The 17588-nt window shown below is 65.5% G+C and carries 14 protein-coding genes and 1 tRNA gene; 8 read left to right on the plus strand and 7 right to left on the minus strand.

Going from position 1 to position 17588, the window contains the following annotated elements; all coding sequences use genetic code 11:
• Positions 1 to 18 precede the first annotated feature (18 nt).
• Positions 19 to 681 (plus strand): hypothetical protein, encoded by a 663-nt coding sequence (locus tag EV560_RS27560; protein WP_131859048.1) that lies wholly within the window; start codon positions 19 to 21, stop codon positions 679 to 681.
• Positions 682 to 705: 24 nt separating this feature from the next.
• Here EV560_RS27560 and EV560_RS27565 read toward each other — a convergent pair whose 3' ends face one another.
• The gene (locus EV560_RS27565) at positions 706 to 2022 is read right to left on the minus strand and encodes an alpha/beta hydrolase family protein (protein WP_131859049.1); all 1317 of its coding nucleotides are present in this window, start codon (positions 2020 to 2022) and stop codon (positions 706 to 708) included.
• Between the two features lie 292 nt (positions 2023 to 2314).
• Positions 2315 to 3598, minus strand: a complete 1284-nt coding sequence (eno, locus tag EV560_RS27570; RefSeq protein ID WP_131859050.1) for a phosphopyruvate hydratase — start codon at positions 3596 to 3598, stop codon at positions 2315 to 2317.
• A gap of 160 nt (positions 3599 to 3758) precedes the next feature.
• Here eno and queF point away from each other — a divergent pair, with 160 nt between their 5' ends.
• Entirely contained in the window at positions 3759 to 4214 is a 456-nt protein-coding gene (gene queF, locus EV560_RS27575) for a preQ(1) synthase (protein ID WP_131859051.1), read from the plus strand.
• Between the two features lie 89 nt (positions 4215 to 4303).
• Here queF and EV560_RS27580 read toward each other — a convergent pair whose 3' ends face one another.
• From EV560_RS27580 to EV560_RS27600, 5 genes are all read right to left on the minus strand, one after another.
• Positions 4304 to 5776 carry a pilus assembly protein TadG-related protein gene (locus EV560_RS27580; protein ID WP_131859052.1) on the minus strand — a complete coding sequence of 491 codons (1473 nt, stop codon included), beginning with the start codon at positions 5774 to 5776 and terminating at the stop codon, positions 4304 to 4306.
• Between the two features lie 224 nt (positions 5777 to 6000).
• The gene (locus tag EV560_RS27585) at positions 6001 to 6801 is read right to left on the minus strand and encodes a HEAT repeat domain-containing protein (RefSeq protein WP_131859053.1); all 801 of its coding nucleotides are present in this window, start codon (positions 6799 to 6801) and stop codon (positions 6001 to 6003) included.
• A 64-nt stretch (positions 6802 to 6865) separates the two neighbouring features.
• On the minus strand, positions 6866 to 8071 hold the full coding sequence (locus tag EV560_RS27590; RefSeq protein ID WP_131859054.1) for an MFS transporter: 1206 nt from the start codon (positions 8069 to 8071) through the stop codon (positions 6866 to 6868).
• Positions 8068 to 8937, minus strand: coding sequence for a 3-deoxy-8-phosphooctulonate synthase (gene kdsA / locus EV560_RS27595; protein ID WP_131859055.1), 870 nt, complete (start codon positions 8935 to 8937; stop codon positions 8068 to 8070). Before kdsA ends, EV560_RS27590 begins: the two co-directional genes overlap by 4 nt.
• Positions 8938 to 9001: 64 nt before the next feature.
• A complete protein-coding gene (locus EV560_RS27600; protein ID WP_131859056.1) occupies positions 9002 to 10471 on the minus strand; it encodes a multicopper oxidase family protein in 1470 nt (489 codons plus the stop codon).
• A gap of 189 nt (positions 10472 to 10660) precedes the next feature.
• Here EV560_RS27600 and EV560_RS27605 point away from each other — a divergent pair.
• The 6 genes from EV560_RS27605 (at position 10661) to lon (ending at position 17574) form a co-directional block, all read left to right on the plus strand.
• A tRNA-Leu gene (locus tag EV560_RS27605) sits at positions 10661 to 10745 on the plus strand.
• A 142-nt stretch (positions 10746 to 10887) separates the two neighbouring features.
• On the plus strand, positions 10888 to 12327 hold the full coding sequence (tig, locus tag EV560_RS27610) for a trigger factor (RefSeq protein ID WP_131859057.1): 1440 nt from the start codon (positions 10888 to 10890) through the stop codon (positions 12325 to 12327).
• A 75-nt stretch (positions 12328 to 12402) separates the two neighbouring features.
• Positions 12403 to 12570 (plus strand): hypothetical protein, encoded by a 168-nt coding sequence (locus EV560_RS35890; protein ID WP_165923684.1) that lies wholly within the window; start codon positions 12403 to 12405, stop codon positions 12568 to 12570.
• A gap of 32 nt (positions 12571 to 12602) precedes the next feature.
• Positions 12603 to 13229: an ATP-dependent Clp protease proteolytic subunit gene (locus EV560_RS27615; protein WP_465247044.1), complete on the plus strand. Its 627-nt coding sequence runs from the start codon at positions 12603 to 12605 to the stop codon at positions 13227 to 13229.
• 339 nt (positions 13230 to 13568) lie between these two features.
• Positions 13569 to 14840, plus strand: coding sequence for an ATP-dependent Clp protease ATP-binding subunit ClpX (clpX, locus tag EV560_RS27620; protein ID WP_131859058.1), 1272 nt, complete (start codon positions 13569 to 13571; stop codon positions 14838 to 14840).
• A 304-nt stretch (positions 14841 to 15144) separates the two neighbouring features.
• Positions 15145 to 17574: an endopeptidase La gene (lon, locus tag EV560_RS27625; RefSeq protein ID WP_131859059.1), complete on the plus strand. Its 2430-nt coding sequence runs from the start codon at positions 15145 to 15147 to the stop codon at positions 17572 to 17574.
• The last annotated feature ends 14 nt before the right edge of the window (positions 17575 to 17588 follow it).

The raw sequence follows: 17588 nt of genomic DNA on the forward strand, positions 1-17588 counted from the left end.
ACGATTGAGGGAGTGCCCATGTTCGACCATAGGTTTTCGGCGCCGATCGCCCGGACCCTGCGCAGGTTCGGCGGCCAGGTCGCCATATCCGTGGCAGCCTCGACCGCAGCGGCGGGGATCCTTGCCTTCCCGGACTTGCTGACCTCGCTCTCCGGCGAGCGCGCCGCCACGGCGATCCAGCTTCCGGCTACATTTGCCGAAGCCGGGCTCGACGTTGTCGGCGGCAAGTTCACCCAGCGCCATGGTCAGCCGGGACTTGCGGCTGAGGAGACGCCGAGCCGAGGCCTCGCCATGCCGGCGACTCTGATGATGCCGATGGCCGTCGCCTGGAATGCTCCGCCACCTGCCAGGCAGGAGGCGGTCGCCGTCGCCGCGCTGCCGGCGCGCACGGCGCAAGCCAGCCCGGCAACACGAACCAGCGCCAACGCCTCGCGCGAGCGCAGCCATGCCCCCGCTGGACAGCCCCTGCAGATCGCGGCGGTGCTTCAGGCGGTCCCTATCGTCGCACGAGCCGAAGAGTCCCGCGACACGACGACGATCCTCGGCGTGCCGCTGCCGCAGAGCGTCACACGCGCCGGCAGGGCGATCGGCGGGGCAGTCGACGCCGTTGGCTCGGCTGGAACCTGGACTGTTTCGGCCGCATCGAGCCTGCTGCCGAGCTGGGGCAGCTCGGCGCGCTGACGCGCGCTTCGCCTTGGCGATGCGTCAGGCGAGCACTTCGTCGAGCCAGTCGAAGATGCGAAGGTCGCGAAGTCCGTAGGCCATGGGCTCGCAATGGAGATCGCCGCCGCCGCTGTCCGAGAACGAGACCAGCGCCTTCGGTGCCTTCAGCATCTCGAACAGCTGTTGCGACTGCCCGGGCCAGAAGGCTTCGTTCGCCGGAGCGGTCACGAGCATCGGGCAGGTGATCTGGCCCGCCACATCGGCGAGGCGATAGTCCATCGTTGCCTTGAACGTATCGAAATAGGATTCGAAGCCGTAGGGCCGCATGCGGAAGCCGAGCGCGGTCTTGGCAGCGGGATCGAGTGCCTTGGCCATGATGGCGTCGAACTCCGCCTTGCGGCCGGCCGCGATCAGCTCGATCAGCGGCTTCGGCAGCGCGGCGGTCCAGGAGGTCGAGACGTCGACGAGGCCGGGATCGGCGATGGCCGCCGCGATCCGCTTCTCGAAAGCCACGGCCCGCGGAACCCAGTAGCCGCCCTGGCTGATGCCGAGCAGGGCGATGCGCTTCGGATCGACCTCGCTGCGGGTGAGGGCGTAGTCGACCACCGGGCTAATGACCTTCTCCCAGTCGGGCCGGAAGAACAGTTTCTGCTTCCACAGAGCGTAGCCCTGGCCCGGGCCGTCGAAAGTCAGCATGTCGTAGCCGCGTGCCAGCGCGGCGAAGCCGCCCAAAGTCAGCATGTCCAGCAGTGAGCCGTCGCTGCCATTGTTCATGATCAGGAGGGGCCGCCTGCCAGGCGCTCCCGGCGCCCGGAAGTAGTAGCCGCGCAGTTTCACGCCTTCATAGGGAATCTCGACCGGCTCGCCGGGGACCTGGAACAGCGCGATGGCGCTCGTCCAGCAGGCGTCGAGCCGCTCCCAGGTCGGGAGGAACCGGCTCGGATCGGCGGAGCCGTCGACGAAATAGGTCGCGCTGTCATAGTAGTTCTGCGCCCAGAGATAGGCCTGCCTTGCGCTTTCCTTGCGTCCCTTCGCAAGAGATGCGTCGGCCAGCGCGCTCGCCTCGTCGCCGGCCGCCTTGAAGGCCTGGAATGCGCCTTCGAAATCGCCGTCCCGAACCTGTCGGGTCAGGTACAGGACCTTGCCGGGATTTCCGCCCTGATGATAGGCGCGGCCCAGCGCGGTGAGAAACACGTATTCGAAGGCCGAGTTCTTGAAGAAATAGGTCGTCTGATGCGCGGCCCGCGGCGTGGTCGGCATGCTGTCCGTGCCCTGCGCATCGGCCGTGGCCGAGTGCAGCCCCGATGCCATCGAGGCCACGACGAGGCCCAGCGTGAATTGCTTGCGATCGATGTCCATGGGCATGATCCGATTGTCTTGCGGGACAAGATTACCCAGCCTGGTCGTAAGAATTGACGCCGCTGTGACAGGACGAAAACGCCCGGCACACGACTTTATCTACGAGGGTGCCGCTGGGAAAGCCCGTTCTTACGCGGGGAAGGCGAGGGCGCTCGCCGACCTTCAAGACAATTAGAAGATCAATTGAGAAGAGCTGATAGCATCGATGCCGGCCTTGTCGGGCCGGCATCGTCAAGTGCCATCTGGAGCGATCCGAGATCGCTCCAGTTCAGCCAGATAAGGGCTACGCGGCTCAGGCCAGCGCCTTCAGCGCGTCGCGGCCGGCATAGACCGCCTGGGCGCCGAGCTCTTCCTCAATGCGCAGGAGCTGGTTGTATTTCGCTGTCCGGTCGGAGCGGGCGAGCGAGCCGGTCTTGATCTGCCCGCAATTGGTCGCGACGGCGAGATCGGCGATGGTCGCGTCCTCGGTCTCGCCCGAGCGGTGCGACATCACGGCGGTATAGCCGGCGCGCTGTGCCATCTCGACGGCGGCGAGCGTCTCGGTCAGCGTGCCGATCTGGTTGACCTTCACCAGGATCGAGTTCGCGGTCTTCGATTTGATGCCCTGCGACATGCGGGTGACATTGGTGACGAAGAGGTCGTCGCCGACGAGCTGGCACTTGGAGCCGACAAGGTCGGTCAGCGCCTTCCAGCCATCCCAGTCATCCTCGGCCATGCCGTCCTCGATCGAGACGATCGGATAGCCGGCGACCAGCTTGGCCAGGTACTTGGCCTGTGCCTTCGGATCGCGCGTCTTGCGCTCGCCCTCGTAGACATAGGAGCCGTCCTTGAAGAACTCGGTCGCGGCGCAGTCGAGCGCCAGCGCGATATCCTCGCCGGCGCGGTAGCCGGCCTTCTCGATCGCGGCCATGACGAAGTCGAGCGCGGCCTCGGCCGATTTCAGGTTCGGCGCGAAGCCGCCCTCGTCGCCGACATTGGTGTTGTGGCCGGCATCGTGCAGCGCCTTCTTCAGCGTGTGGAACACCTCCGAGCCCATGCGCAGGCCTTCGGCGAAGGAGGGCGCGCCGACCGGCATGATCATGAATTCCTGGAAGTCGATCGGGTTGTCGGCATGGGCGCCGCCATTGACGATGTTCATCATCGGCACCGGCAGGGTGCGCGCCTGCGTGCCGCCGACATAGCGGTAGAGCGGCAGGCCGGACGAGTCGGCCGCGGCCTTGGCGACGGCGAGCGAGACGCCGAGAATGGCGTTGGCGCCGAGCTTCTTCTTGTTCGGCGTGCCGTCGAGCTCGATCATCGCCTGGTCGATCGCGACCTGGTCCTCGGCATCCATGGCGACCAGCGCCTCGGCGATCGTGGTGTTGACAGCTTCAACCGCCTTGAGCACGCCCTTGCCGAGATAGCGGCTCTTGTCGCCGTCGCGCAGCTCGACCGCCTCATGCGCGCCGGTCGAGGCGCCGGAGGGAACCGCGGCGCGCCCCATCGAGCCGTCCTCGAGCACGACATCGACCTCGACGGTCGGGTTGCCGCGGCTGTCGAGGATCTGGCGGCCGATGATGTCGATGATCGCGGTCATGGGAAGCTCCGGGCTTGGCGTCGGCTGAATGACGATGCGGATGGATGCCGGGCTTCTCTAGCCAAGCGCGGGCGCGACGGGAAGGGGGCGGCGCGGCGATTGATCTGTGGCGCGCGGGCCGCACAGGCTCTAGAAGGCCGCCTTCAAGGAGCCATACCTCATGACGATCGATGCATCGACGCTACAGCTCGGTCACGCGACCGTGCTTCCCAGCTCACCGGAGGAGGCGCGTCTCGACCGTGTGCCCAATCCGCACGAGGGCACGAGCTATCTCGCCCGCTTCACCTGCCCGGAATTCACCTCGATCTGCCCGGTCACCGGCCAGCCCGATTTCGGCATCCTGGTCATCGACTACCTGCCCGGCAAATGGCTGGTCGAGTCGAAGTCGCTGAAGCTTTATCTCGGCTCCTTCCGCAACCACGGCGCCTTCCATGAGGATTGCACGGTCGGCATCGGCAAGCGCCTGGTCGAGCTGCTGGAGCCGGAATGGTTCCGCATCGGCGGCTACTGGTATCCGCGCGGCGGCATCCCGATCGATGTGTTCTGGCAGACCGGCAAGCCGCCCGAGGGGCTCTGGCTGCCGGATCAGGGGGTTGCGCCCTATCGCGGGCGTTAGATCATCGGACCGGTTCGGTCCAATGATCTTGCTTCTTGTTATCGCAACGGCTTGCCCGAAAACCGCAATCCACTTTTCGGGCCGATGCGCTATCGCGACAGGCGCAGGCTGTTCAGCGAGGCGCCGATCGTCTCGAAGGCGGAGTTCAACGCGGCGGAATTCGTGGCGTCGAAATAGTGATCGGAGCCACTGGCACAGCCTTCCAGCATGGTCTTGGTGGCGAGGTCGCTGACCGCGAAGGCGATCGTGTAGAGCTCGATCGACCGGCCCTTGGCATAGGCGCAAAGGGCGGACGTATCCGCATCAGTCTTGTCCAGGTCCGACGACGAGTTCGTCCCCAGGTGCTTGCCGTCGGATTTGCTCAGCCGCATCGTGTTGTTGCCGTCGGTCATCAGCACCATCACCTTGCGCGGCCGGCGATTGGCGGAATCATAGGCGGCGCCTTCCATGAACGGCGCAGTCGCCGACAGGACGTTCACGCCCCAGACCACTCCCGCCGGAATATAGGTGGATGGCCGGTAGCCGCCGATATTGATGATGAGCCCGTTGATCGCCGTGGTCAGCTTGCTCTTGTCATTGGTGAGCGGAACGATCGGGCTCAGGCAGTTCTGGCTGCGGTCGAGAAAGCCCGGATAGGGTTCAGTCGGTTGAGCGTCCGACAGCCAGAGATTTGAGACGACGCGCGAGCCGACGCAGCCATACCATGTCATCTTCGTCGTTCCGCCGCCGCTGCAGACCTCATAGGCGGGGACGATCTTGTCGACGCAGGTCGAGGGCGTGCAGTCATAGGTCTCGGTGACGCCGTCCGTGCTGCGCGTGCAGGTTTTCGGGGTGCCTCGCGTGCATTCCTGCTTGGTGGTCTTCGTCTCGCAGGTCTTGGGGCTGGTCGTGGTGGAATCCGGCGGCACCGAAACCCAGGGCTGGCCGCGGTTGTTGACGCCGACATTCACGTAATCCGCGAAGGGCACCAGGCTGACCTTGACGTTGTTGGAGCTGCTATCCTTCAGCACAGTTTCGACGAGCTTCTTGGCAGCCCCTTTCAGGACGGTGATCTTCGAATCGCTGCCGCCGGCGCTCTCCGACATCGACCAGGTGTTGTCGAGCACGAGCGCGAGCTCGACGGTGCCGGTGACCTCCTTGACCGCGGTCGAATTGGCGGTGACGTCCAGCGAGTTGAACCCGAGCACCGACATCACGGATGTGCTGACCGACGCCTTCGCATTGACGCTGACGGCCCCTGTCGCCTCGTTATAGGTGAAGCCGTCGAGGACGACCTGGCTCGCGTCTATGCCGGCAGTGTTGACGGTGAAGTACTGGCTCGCGGCGCTCCTGAGCTTGGCGACGTCCTTGCTGTCGAGCTTCGCCGCGGCCAGCGCCGCCGAGTCCGTGGCCGCCTGCAAGGCCACCCGGGTTTGTGACGCCCGCGCATAGTCGATCGCCGCTCCCGCTACGGCGAGCAGCACGATGGCGCCGAACGCGAACGTGATCAGGACAGAACCCGAATCCTGCCTTGCGAACCGGCAGGCGAGACTGGAAAGCCAATTCTTGGCACGCACAGGCATCGTCCATCTCTCGTCAGGCAAGCACCGGAGGGGGCCCAGGATGGAGCAGATGCCGGCAAGCTCGTCTCGCTATCCCTTGCCGGGTAGGCGCAGGAAGTTGAGATTCCCTTGCGGCAGTTCGCTGAGAACGGCGGGATTTAGTGCTTGGTTAGCAATGGGTTGCCGGGGTTGGTGAGATCGGCTCGCGAGCCGAAGGGCGTGTTAACCCCTCTCTTCGGACGGCGTTAGAGCCGCTGAAGAGCCCGCAACTGGTCGAGTAGTGCCTCGACTGGATATTCCTCCTCATCGATGCCGAGCAGAGTCTTGGCCGCGTCGTTGAAGAGATATGGTCGAGAATCGGCAGCCGACAGTTCGGCTATGAGAAGAGGCAGGGCACGCATATCGTTTCGTCTCGCCAGACCGTGAAGCGCTTCTGCACGCGTTATCTCATCGTCGTCCTGGGTCGATCTCTGCAGAAGTGTGTTGCGTATGTCAGTTCCGTCGAACTCGACGGCGAAGCCGATACCGGTCGTCGCCCAATCCCGGACCTGCTCCTCACGGTCCTCCATCAATTGCAGAAGCGCCTCCACCGCGTGTTGTGACAAGGGGTGGCACGCGTTGACTAATGAGAACGCGACGCCACGGCGAACACGTGAGCTGCGATGGCGGAACCGCGCGATGAGCGCAGGCTCGGCCCGTGGATGGCCCAGATGCCCAAACGCGTAGATTGTCACGACCAGGGCGTCGAGGTTCCGCTCCTTTTCCACGAGATCGAGCAATGTATCGCAGCACTCTTCTGGAAAGGTGCGGCCTCGCCGCGACCCGAGCTGCCCTAGAATGAGTGCCCCGAGTTGGCGGCGCTTGGGATCCGCCGAGGCGCATTGTGCGCGAGCGGCATCGAGGACGTCGCGGGTTCCGCGCTCTTGCAGGCTGACGATGCATGGGCATGGGTCGTCGTCATTCCGATCAAGCTCGACCAGGGCGAGCTCGATCAGTTCAGCCGTCGATCTTCGATCAGACAGCACTTCAGGCGGGATGCACGACATATCCGTATCGACGACAGGGTGAAGTACTCACGTTAGCGTCCAAGGATGCTCGTGTCGTGGGGACTTACGTCCGGCTCCCCGCCAACGGCAGGATCCGCGGCGTCGCGAAGCCGAGCAGGCCGATCGCCAGCGCGAAGAGCAGGATCGCGCCGCTCGTACCGAGCAGGTGCAGCGCCAGCCCCATCAGCACGGGCCCCAGCGCATGGCCCATGAACAGCGAGCAGGCGAACAGAGCCATGCCCGAACTGCGGGCGCTTGGCGCAAGCTCGGTCGCCTGCGCCTGGAAGGTGCCGTGCATCAGGAAGAAGCCGAAGCCGTTGACGATGAAGAATCCGATCGCCGTCCACCAGGGCAGTGTCGGCACGGAGAACAGGGCGAAGCCGAGCGCCATCAGCAAGCCGCCAACCGTCGTCATCCGCGCCGGGCCGAGCCGCTCGACCAGGACACGCGTCAGGATGCCGTAGACGATGCCGCCGATGCCGGTGCCGGCGATGGCGAGACCCGACAGCGAGGAGCCGATCCCGGCCCGCTCCTGCAGGATCGCCGCGACATAGGGCGGCATGCCGAAGACCAGGCTGCCCTCGGTGATGACCAGGGCATAGAGCAGCTTGGTCCGCGGATTGGCGAAGACGGTGCCGTAATTCGCCAGCGCATTCTTGAAGCTGAGCGGCAGCCGGGCCGCATCGGGGCGTGGCTTCAGGACCAGCATGACGAGGGCTGCCGCCACGGCTGCCATTGCCGCCGCCACGACGAAGACGCTGCGCCAGCCGATATGCTCGGCGATCACGCCGGAGAACGCAGCTCCCGCCATCTGGCCGACGATCATCAGCACGAGGAAGCGCCCGAGCATGACCTGCCGCTCGGCCATCGGCGCACGGTCGCCGATCGCCGCCATGGCGACCGGGATCACCCCGCCGGCGACGATGCCGGTCGCGGCGCGGACCGCGGTCAGCAGCTCGAAGGAGAAGGCGAAGGTCGCGGCGAGCGAGAGCAGCGCAAGCAGGAACAGGCAGGTGCCGATCGTCTTCAGCTTGCCGATGGAATCGGCGATCGGCCCGAGAAAGGGCTGGCCGATCGCATAGGAAAAGGAGAAGGCCGTCGCCATGCCGGCGACCTGCGGGATGCTGCGGGTGAACTCGGATGCGAGCGTCGGCACCAGCGGGTCGACGATACGCATCGTGAAGGTCGAAGCGAAGCCGCAGGCTCCGAGGACCAGGATGAGCGGATGCAGCGATTCGGCTGTAACGGGCGGTGGCGAGGCGACGTTCATGCCCCATCAACAGGCGCGGACCGCGCCTTGGCAAGGCGATCGAAGCCTTGCAGCTCTGCGACCAGCGCAGGGAAGTCCTTGAGCGGCACCATGTTCGGCCCGTCCGAAGGCGCATTGTCCGGGTCGGGATGGGTCTCGATGAAGACGCCGGCGACACCGACCGCGACCGCCGCCCGCGCCAGCACCGGCACGTATTCGCGCTGGCCGCCAGAGGAAGCGCCCTTGCCGCCGGGCTGCTGCACCGAATGGGTGGCGTCGAAGATGACGGGGGCGCCGATCTCGGCCATGATCGGCAGGGAGCGCATGTCGGAGACCAGCGTGTTGTAGCCGAAGGAGGCGCCGCGCTCGGTCAGCATCACATCGGGGTTGCCGCTCTCGGTGATCTTGGCGGCGACATTGACCATGTCCCAGGGCGCCAGGAACTGGCCCTTCTTGACATTGACCACGCGGCCGGTCCTGGCCGCCGCGACCAGCAGGTCGGTCTGGCGGCAGAGGAAGGCCGGGATCTGCAGCACGTCGACGACCTCGGCCACCGGCGCGCATTGCTCCGCGTCATGCACGTCGGTCAGCACCGGCAGGCCGGTCTTCTCGCGGATCTCGGCGAAAACGGGCAGGGCGGCCTTGAGCCCCATGCCGCGCTGGCCCTTGGCGCTGGTGCGATTGGCCTTGTCGAAGGAGGTCTTGAAAACCAGCCCGATATCAAGCCGTTCCGCCATCTCCTTCAGCTGGAGCGCGATCTCCAGCGCGTGGTCGCGGCTCTCCATCTGGCATGGGCCGGCGATCAGCGCGAGCGGCAGCGCATTGCCGAAGCGCACCGGCCTGGCGAGGTCGGCGCCGATCGTGACGATGGCATTGGCAGCGGTCATGGCGGCATCCAATCGGTAAGTGGCAGGGCGGCTTAAGGTGCTGAGGCGAGCAGGGTCAACCCGCTCAAGTTACTTCGAACCAGGTCCAGAGCCCGAGGTCGAAGCGTTCCAGCACGGTCGAGGAGATCAGCCAGCGGCCGGGATTGTCGGCGATGAAGGCGATATGCAGCTTGCGCCCTTCCGGGATCTGCACCGTGTCGAGGAAATAGGGCTCCCAGCCATCATCGAGCGGATGCAGCAGGCGGAAGCTATGGCCATGGACATGCAGCGGCTGCGGGAACGCGGTCTTGTTGTCGATGCCGATCACCACCGGCGCGCCGCGCTTGACGCTGAACAGCGGCTTGCCATTGGCCTCGCCGACGCCGCCATTCAGCGTCCAGGGCCGGGCGAGATCGAGCCCGTCGAGATCGAGCTTGGCCTCGGGGGCGGGCTTGGCGCCGCCGGCGATCACGATCTCGCTGCGCCGCGCGTCCTGCAGCCTGACTGCGGCCGGCAGGGCCGGATTGGGCTTGAGCATGGCGATCGGCGCCGGCTGCACCTTCTTCTGCCCCTCGGCGACGAAGCGTACCAGCGGCACGCCCGGGCCGATCAGCGCGGTCACCATGGCCGTGGCGCCGGCATCCTCCGGCATGTCGAAGATCAGGTCGTAGCGCGTGCCGGGTGGGAAGGGCAGCTGTCCGCGCACAGGCTCGAAATTCTCGGTCGGCTGGCTGTCGACGGCGATGACGAAGGGTTTCATCCCGTCGAAGCGCAGCCGCGTGATCCGCGCGTTGCAGGCATTGGCCAGCCGGATGCGGATGCGTGCGCCGGGCGCGACCGCGACGCGCTGCGGCGGCGCCTTGCCGTTCACGGTCAGCCAGCTTCCGAGCCGTCCTGCGGCGGCATTCTCCGCCGCCCTGGCGTCGAAGGGCCTGAGCGCCTGGTCGTCGCCGAGCAGCCAATCGTCGATCAGCACCGGCAGGTCGAGATCGACCAGCGGCGGGCTCTCCTCCTCGACGATCAGGAAGCCGCTCAGCCCGCGCTCGGCCGGCTCGGACGAGCCGCCGAGCACCAGGGGGCGGTAGAGATAGCTGCCCGAATCGGGCGGCGTCAGCGCGTATTCGAAGCTGGCGCCGGGCGCGATCGGCGGCTGGCTGAAGCCGCCGACGCCGTCCATCTCGGACCGGCCGCGCAGGCCGTGCCAATGCAGCGCGAGCGGGCGCGCTGTCTTGTTCTCCAGGAGAAACCGTGTGGTCTCGCCCTGCTTCGCCCTCAAGATTGGTCCCGGCGTCGCGCCATCGAAGGCCCAGATCTCGGTTTCGGGCGCGGGCGCGGGGCGCAGGCGCGTCTTGGCCGGGATGGCGGTGAGCGTGCGCAGGGCCGGCTTGCCGGCGGAGGGCGGTGGCGCGGTCGCCCCGGCCGGCTGCTGGGCGGCGCTCCGCTCGGCGAGCACAAGGGCTGCTGCCGAGGCACCAAAGCCCGCCAGGGCCGCGCGCCGTGTCGGTTGCACGGGCGGCAGGGTGGAGACGGGGCGGATCGTGGTGCGATCGGTCATGATCAGCGGCATAATCCGCGGCGCGCGATCTGGCGAGAGGTCATCGCGCAGGGTGGGTGCTCCGGTCCTCTTGCCCGGCCTTCGCAGAAACGTCGCATTTTTTTGCTGCATGGTCCGCCTGAAATGCGTATAGCACCGCGGCCCAACGATGGCGGCGCTGCGTTTGCTCGCACGCGGCGCCTCGGGTCGGCGGGCGTGGCGGAACTGGTAGACGCACTGGATTTAGGTTCCAGCGGCGAAAGTCGTGGGGGTTCGAGTCCCTCCGCCCGCACCAGTGGCTTGTGGTTCTACCGGGATTGTCGGTCCTGCGTGAATCGCTTGCCGGGGCATTGAGGGAATTTCGCGAGCGCGGCGGCGGTCATCCGGCGTCGCGCTTTGGACATTGAGATAAGAAGAACTGTTGGCGGATCAGAACGATGAACGTGACCGAAACCCTGTCCCAGGGCCTCAAGCGCGAATTTCAGGTGGTGCTGAACGCCACCGACCTCAAGACTCGGCTCGATGACAGCCTGCAGGACCTTCAGGGCAAGGCCCGCATCAACGGCTTCCGTCCGGGCAAGGTCCCGGTCGCGCATCTGCGCCGGCTCTATGGCCGCTCGGTCATGGCCGACGTCCTGCAGAACGCGGTCAACGAGGCCAATCAGAAGATCGTCGCCGATAACGGCCTGAAGCTCGCCTTCGAGCCGCAGATCCGTTTCCCGGAGAACAAGGACGAGATCGAGGCCGCGATGGAGGCCAAGGGCGATCTCGCCTTCACCGTCGCGCTCGAGGTGCTGCCCAAGATCGAGATCGCCGATCTCTCGGACGTCTCGCTGGTCAAGCCCGTCGCCGAGGTGCCGGATGCCGATGTCGATGCCGCGCTCGAGCGCATGGCCTCGTCGAATCGCAGCTTCGCCTCGAAGGGCGACAAGGCCAAGGCCGCGACCGGCGATCGCCTGCTAATCTCCTTCGTCGGCACGCTCGAGGGCAAGCCCTTCGACGGCGGCACGGGCGAGGGCATCCCGCTCGATCTCGGCTCCGGCCAGTTCATCCCCGGCTTCGAGGAGCAGCTCGAAGGCGTCAAGAAGGGCGAGAAGCGCACCGTCCAGGTGACCTTCCCCGAGAACTACACCGCGACCCATCTCGCCGGTAAGCCGGCCGAGTTCGACGTCACCGTCGACGACGTCCAGGGCCCCGAGCCGCTCAAGATCGACGACGAGCTCGCCAAGAATTTCGGCATGGAGTCGCTCGACGCGCTCAAGACCGCGATCCGCGAGCAGATCGGCCGCGACTTCGGCGCCCAGTCCCGCCGCAAGGTCAAGAAGAGCCTGCTCGATGCGCTCGACGGCAAGTACACCTTCGAACTGCCCCCGACCCTGGTCGAGCAGGAATTCGGCAGCGTCTGGAGCCAGGTCGAGGCCGACATGAAGGAGGCGAAGAAGAGCTTCGCCGACGAGGGCACGACCGAGGACGAGGCGCGTGCGGAGTACCGCAAGATCGCCGAGCGCCGCGTGCGCCTGGGCCTCGTGCTGGCCGAGATCGGCGAGCAGGCCAAGGTCCAGATCTCCGATGACGAGGTCACCCAGGCCCTGGTCGAGCGCGCCCGCCAGTTCCCCGGCCAGGAGAAGCAGGTCTGGGAGTTCTACCAGAAGAACCCGCAGGCCCTCGCCGAGATCCGCGCCCCGATCTTCGAGGAGAAGGTCGTCGACCATCTGCTCGGCCAGGTGAAGGTCGAGGACCAGACGGTCTCCCGCGAGGCCCTCTATGCCGACGAGGATTCGGACGAGGCCGCCGCGACCGAGGCCAAGCCGAAGAAGGCCGCCAAGAAGACCAAGAAGACCGAGGCCAAGGAAGCCGATACGGCCGAGGAGGCCTGAGGCCGGATGATTTGCGTTGGGAACGCACGGCGTTTCCAGCGCAGATCTCGATCCTCCCCTCGACTGGAACAGGGCTTGATGCCTTCCGAAAGCCGCGTCGCGCCTTTCGGCATCACGCCCGGCTTGAGGGTCTCGGAAACCTTGATCTCAGATTTGGCGCCGCCCGGTCTCGTGCAGGGCGGCGCTTCCCTTTTCAGAGGCCGCAAGCGTGCTTATGTGGTGGCTCTCAACGACATCCGCTGATTCCCGGCGCCCGCGATCTCAAGGATAGACCCATGCTGCGCGATCCGATCGAGACCTACAACAATCTCGTCCCGATGGTGGTCGAGCAGTCGAGCCGCGGCGAACGCGCCTTCGACATCTATTCGCGCCTGCTGCGCGAGCGCATCATCTTCCTGACCGGCCCGGTCGAGGATTACAGCGCTTCGCTGATCGTGGCGCAGCTCCTCTTCCTCGAGGCCGAGAACCCGAAGAAGGAAATCTCCTTCTACATCAACTCGCCCGGCGGCGTGGTCACCTCCGGCCTGTCCATTTATGACACGATGCAGTTCATCCGCTGCCCGGTGACGACGCTCTGCGTCGGCCAGGCCGCCTCGATGGGCTCGCTCCTGCTGACGGCGGGCGCCAAGGACATGCGCTTTGCCCTGCCGAACGCCCGCATCATGGTCCACCAGCCCTCCGGCGGCTATCAGGGCCAGGTCACCGACATCCTGATCCATGCCCGCGAGGTCGAGAGCCTGAAGCGTCGGCTGAACGAGATCTATGTCAGGCACACCGGCCGCAGCTACGACGATATCGAGGCGGCGCTGGAGCGCGACAATTTCATGACCGCCGATGCGGCCAAGGATTTCGGCCTGATCGACAAGGTCATCGACAAGCGGCCCGACGAAGCCGCGGCGTAAACGGGTTACGCCACATCACCAAGACGCGAGCGCCGCAAAAAAGCCTCGCGCCTTGCTGAATCATACTTTTGAGCCGGCTGCGACTTCTGGCCCTGTTGCCTGTGGGTTGGCTTGGTCGGCAACGCGTCCCATATTGCAATGGGGGGCGGCCCCATGTTTGCATGGGGGAATCGGACGAGCTGCATAGCGCTCGGTTTTGGGTCAGCTTTCGGGTCGGGTGTGCCGATCCGCGACGTTAACCTAATAATCGTGAACTGAGCGCCCTATTATGACGGAGAGACGACGCCTGCATCCGCCACGGCTGATGTGAGCCTCCGGCTCCGGGAATGGAGATGGACGATGAGTAAGGTCAGCGGCGGCGGCGATTCGAAGAGCACCCTCTACTGCTCTTTCTGTGGCAAGAGCCAGCACGAGGTTCGCAAGCTGATTGCGGGACCGACCGTGTTCATCTGCGACGAATGCGTCGAGCTCTGCATGGACATCATCCGCGAGGAATCCAAATCCGCGCTGGTGAAGTCGAAGGACGGCGTGCCGACCCCGAAGGAGATCCGCAAGGTCCTCGATGACTATGTCATCGGCCAGGATCACGCGAAGAAGGTGCTCTCGGTCGCGGTCCACAACCACTACAAGCGGCTTTCGCACGCGACGAAGCACAACGACGTCGAGCTCGCCAAGTCGAACATCCTGCTGATCGGGCCGACCGGCTCGGGCAAGACGCTGCTCGCGCAGACGCTCGCCCGCATCCTCGACGTGCCCTTCACCATGGCCGACGCGACGACGCTGACCGAGGCGGGCTATGTCGGCGAGGATGTCGAGAACATCATCCTGAAGCTGCTCCAGGCCTCCGACTACAATGTCGAGCGGGCGCAGCGCGGCATTGTCTATATCGACGAGATCGACAAGATCAGCCGCAAGTCGGACAATCCCTCGATCACCCGCGACGTCTCGGGCGAGGGCGTCCAGCAGGCGCTGCTCAAGATCATGGAGGGCACGGTCGCTTCGGTGCCGCCGCAGGGCGGGCGCAAGCATCCACAGCAGGAATTCCTCCAGGTCGACACCACCAACATCCTGTTCATCTGCGGCGGCGCCTTCGCCGGTCTCGACAAGATCATCTCGAGCCGCGGCAAGGGCACCTCGATCGGCTTCGGCGCGACCGTGAAGTCGCCGGACGAGCGCCGCACCGGCGCGATCTTCCGCGAGGTTGAGCCTGAGGATCTGCTTAAGTTCGGCCTGATCCCCGAGTTCGTCGGCCGTCTGCCGGTTCTGGCGACGCTGGAGGATCTCGACGAGGCTGCGCTCAAGACCATCCTGACCGAGCCGAAGAATGCGCTGGTGAAGCAGTACCAGCGCCTCTTCGAGATGGAGGATACCGAGCTCACCTTCACCGACGAGGCGGTCAGCCTGATTGCCCGCAAGGCGATCGAGCGCAAGACCGGCGCGCGTGGCCTGCGCTCGATCATGGAAGGCATCCTGCTCGAGACGATGTACGAGCTGCCGGGGCTGGAAGGCGTTGAGCAGGTCGTGATCGGGCCGGAGGCGGTCGAGACCAAGTCGCGTCCGCTCTTCATCTATTCCGAGCGCGAAGACGAGGCGAAGTCGGCATCGGCATGACGCTCCGCCCCGCATCGGCGAGATCGGCCTACAGCAACGCGCGCCCCTTGGCGCGCGTTTTGCGTATGGAGCATGGCTGGCCTGCTATCGGTCTCGAACCGCGACAATCCAGCATGGGATGGCGCTCCGGGCCGCTTGAAAGCCGGTGCGGAAATCTCCACTTTGATTTCACTCGCGAGAGTCGTGTGCCTGCTGAGGGCGCGGCCCGCGGGGGCGAATGGGGTGAATGGTCGCCTCAGGTCGCTTACGTCCGATCGTTCCGCCCAACAGGGGGTTCGCCGGGCGCAACCACAAAGGATAAGTCATGACTGGCTCGGCGCCCCGCGCTCCATTCGTTCCCGGTGAGACCGGCACCTATCCGGTTCTTCCCCTGCGCGACATCGTCGTCTTCCCGCATATGATCGTGCCGCTCTTCGTCGGCCGCGAGAAGTCGATCCGCGCGCTCGAGGAGGTGGTCAAGACCGACGGGCTCATCCTGCTCGCCACCCAGAAAAATGCCGGCGATGACGACCCGGCGACCAAGGACATCTACGAGATCGGTACGCTCGCCCGCGTGCTCCAGCTGCTGAAGCTGCCCGACTCCACCGTCAAGGTGCTGGTCGAGGGCGTCGGCCGGGCCAAGGCGACCGCCTATCTCGCCGACGATGCCTTCTATCAGGCCGAAGCCGTCGCGCTCGCCGAGGAAGAGGGCAAGAAGGTCGAGATCGAGGCGCTCGGCCGTTCGGTCGTCAGCGAGTTCGAGAGCTATGTGAAGCTCAACAAGAAGATCTCGCCCGAGATCGTCGCTGCCGTCTCGCAGATCGACGAGCCCTCAAAGCTCGCCGATACCGTCGCCTCGCATCTGGCGGTGAAGATCGCCGATCGCCAGGCGGTGCTGGAGATCGTGAACGTCGCGCACCGGCTGGAGAAGGTGCTCTCGCTGATGGAAAGCGAGATGTCGGTTCTCCAGGTCGAGAAGCGCATCCGCTCGCGCGTCAAGCGCCAGATGGAGAAGACCCAGCGCGAGTACTATCTCAACGAGCAGATGAAGGCGATCCAGAAGGAGCTGGGCGACGGCGAGGAAGGCCGTGACGAGCTGGCCGAGCTGGAAGAGCGCATCGCCAACACCAAGCTCTCCAAGGAAGCCCGCGACAAGGCGATGGCGGAGTTGAAGAAGCTGCGTCAGATGTCGCCGATGTCGGCGGAAGCGACCGTGGTGCGCAACTATCTCGATTGGATGCTCGGCATCCCGTGGGGCAAGAAGTCGAAGATCAAGAAGGATCTCAACGTCGCCCAGGCGGTGCTCGACGACGACCATTACGGGCTCGACAAGGTCAAGGACCGCATCGTCGAGTACCTGGCCGTGCAGCAGCGCGCCAACCGGCTCGCCGGCCCGATCCTGTGCCTTGTCGGCCCTCCGGGCGTCGGCAAGACCTCGCTCGGCAAGTCGATCGCCAAGGCGACCGGCCGCGAGTTCGTGCGCATGTCGCTCGGCGGCGTGCGTGACGAGGCCGAGATCCGCGGTCACCGCCGCACCTATATCGGCTCGATGCCCGGCAAGATCATCCAGTCGATGAAGAAGGCCAAGACCTCGAACCCGCTCATCCTGCTCGACGAGATCGACAAGATGGGCCAGGACTTCCGCGGCGATCCGTCGGCGGCCCTGCTCGAGGTGCTCGATCCCGAGCAGAACTCGACCTTCAACGACCACTATCTGGAGGTCGATTACGACCTCTCGAACGTGATGTTCGTTACGACGGCCAACACGCTGAACATCCCGCCGGCCCTTCTGGACCGCATGGAGGTGATCCGGCTCGCTGGCTATACCGAAGAGGAGAAGCTGGAGATCTCGCGTCGCCATCTGATCCCGAGCACGATCAAGAAGCACGGCCTGGAGTCCAAGGAATGGTCCATGGACGACGATGCCCTGCTGACGCTGATCCGGCGCTATACCCGCGAGGCCGGCGTCCGCAACCTGGAGCGTGAGCTCTCCAACACCGTCCGCAAGGCGGTGAAGGACATCGTGCTCTCGAAGAAGAAGAAGGTCGCGGTCAACACCACGGTGCTCGAGGAGTATCTCGGCCCGCCGCGCTTCCGCTATGGCGAGGCTGAGACCGAGGATCAGGTCGGTGTCGTCACCGGCCTGGCCTGGACCGAGGTCGGCGGCGAGCTGCTGACGATCGAAGGCGTGATGATGCCCGGCAAGGGCAAGATGACCGTCACCGGCAACCTGCGCGACGTGATGAAGGAATCGATCTCGGCGGCGGCCTCCTATGTCCGCTCGCGTGCCATCGATTTCGGCATCGAGCCGCCGCTCTTCGACCGGCGCGACATCCACGTCCACGTTCCCGAGGGGGCGACCCCGAAGGACGGTCCGTCGGCCGGCATCGCGATGGCGACAGCCATCGTCTCGGTCCTGACCGGCATCCCGGTCCGTCGCGACATCGCCATGACCGGCGAGGTCACGCTGCGGGGCAGGGCGCTGCCGATCGGCGGCCTCAAGGAGAAGCTCCTGGCGGCCCTGCGGGGCGGCATCAAGAAGGTGCTGATCCCGGAGGATAACGCCAAGGATCTGGTCGACCTGCCGAAGTCCGTGAAGAACGGCCTCGAGATCGTCCCGGTCTCGCGCATGGACCAGGTGCTCCAGCATGCGCTGGTGCGTCAGCCCGTGCCGATCGTCTGGGAAGAGGACCTCACCAGCGTGCAGCCGAAGGTCGGCGACGAGGATGCCGCGGGCGGCCTGGTCGCCCACTGATCCGCGCTGATGGG

It is taken from the genome of Allobosea sp. BK604 (assembly GCF_004341515.1).
Classification (GTDB): domain Bacteria; phylum Pseudomonadota; class Alphaproteobacteria; order Rhizobiales; family Beijerinckiaceae; genus Allobosea.

Excerpts from the sequence above, each read along its gene's own strand:
- EV560_RS27560 (WP_131859048.1), top strand. The coding sequence starts at position 19 with ATGTTCGACCATAGGTTTTCGGCGCCGATCGCCCGGACCCTGCGCAGG.
- EV560_RS27565 (WP_131859049.1), bottom strand. The coding sequence starts at position 2,022 with ATGGACATCGATCGCAAGCAATTCACGCTGGGCCTCGTCGTGGCCTCG.
- eno (WP_131859050.1), bottom strand. The coding sequence starts at position 3,598 with ATGACCGCGATCATCGACATCATCGGCCGCCAGATCCTCGACAGCCGC.
- queF (WP_131859051.1), top strand. The coding sequence starts at position 3,759 with ATGACGATCGATGCATCGACGCTACAGCTCGGTCACGCGACCGTGCTT.
- EV560_RS27580 (WP_131859052.1), bottom strand. The coding sequence starts at position 5,776 with ATGCCTGTGCGTGCCAAGAATTGGCTTTCCAGTCTCGCCTGCCGGTTC.
- EV560_RS27585 (WP_131859053.1), bottom strand. The coding sequence starts at position 6,801 with ATGTCGTGCATCCCGCCTGAAGTGCTGTCTGATCGAAGATCGACGGCT.
- EV560_RS27590 (WP_131859054.1), bottom strand. The coding sequence starts at position 8,071 with ATGAACGTCGCCTCGCCACCGCCCGTTACAGCCGAATCGCTGCATCCG.
- kdsA (WP_131859055.1), bottom strand. The coding sequence starts at position 8,937 with ATGACCGCTGCCAATGCCATCGTCACGATCGGCGCCGACCTCGCCAGG.
- EV560_RS27600 (WP_131859056.1), bottom strand. The coding sequence starts at position 10,471 with ATGACCGATCGCACCACGATCCGCCCCGTCTCCACCCTGCCGCCCGTG.
- tig (WP_131859057.1), top strand. The coding sequence starts at position 10,888 with ATGAACGTGACCGAAACCCTGTCCCAGGGCCTCAAGCGCGAATTTCAG.
- EV560_RS27615 (WP_465247044.1), top strand. The coding sequence starts at position 12,603 with ATGCTGCGCGATCCGATCGAGACCTACAACAATCTCGTCCCGATGGTG.
- clpX (WP_131859058.1), top strand. The coding sequence starts at position 13,569 with ATGAGTAAGGTCAGCGGCGGCGGCGATTCGAAGAGCACCCTCTACTGC.
- lon (WP_131859059.1), top strand. The coding sequence starts at position 15,145 with ATGACTGGCTCGGCGCCCCGCGCTCCATTCGTTCCCGGTGAGACCGGC.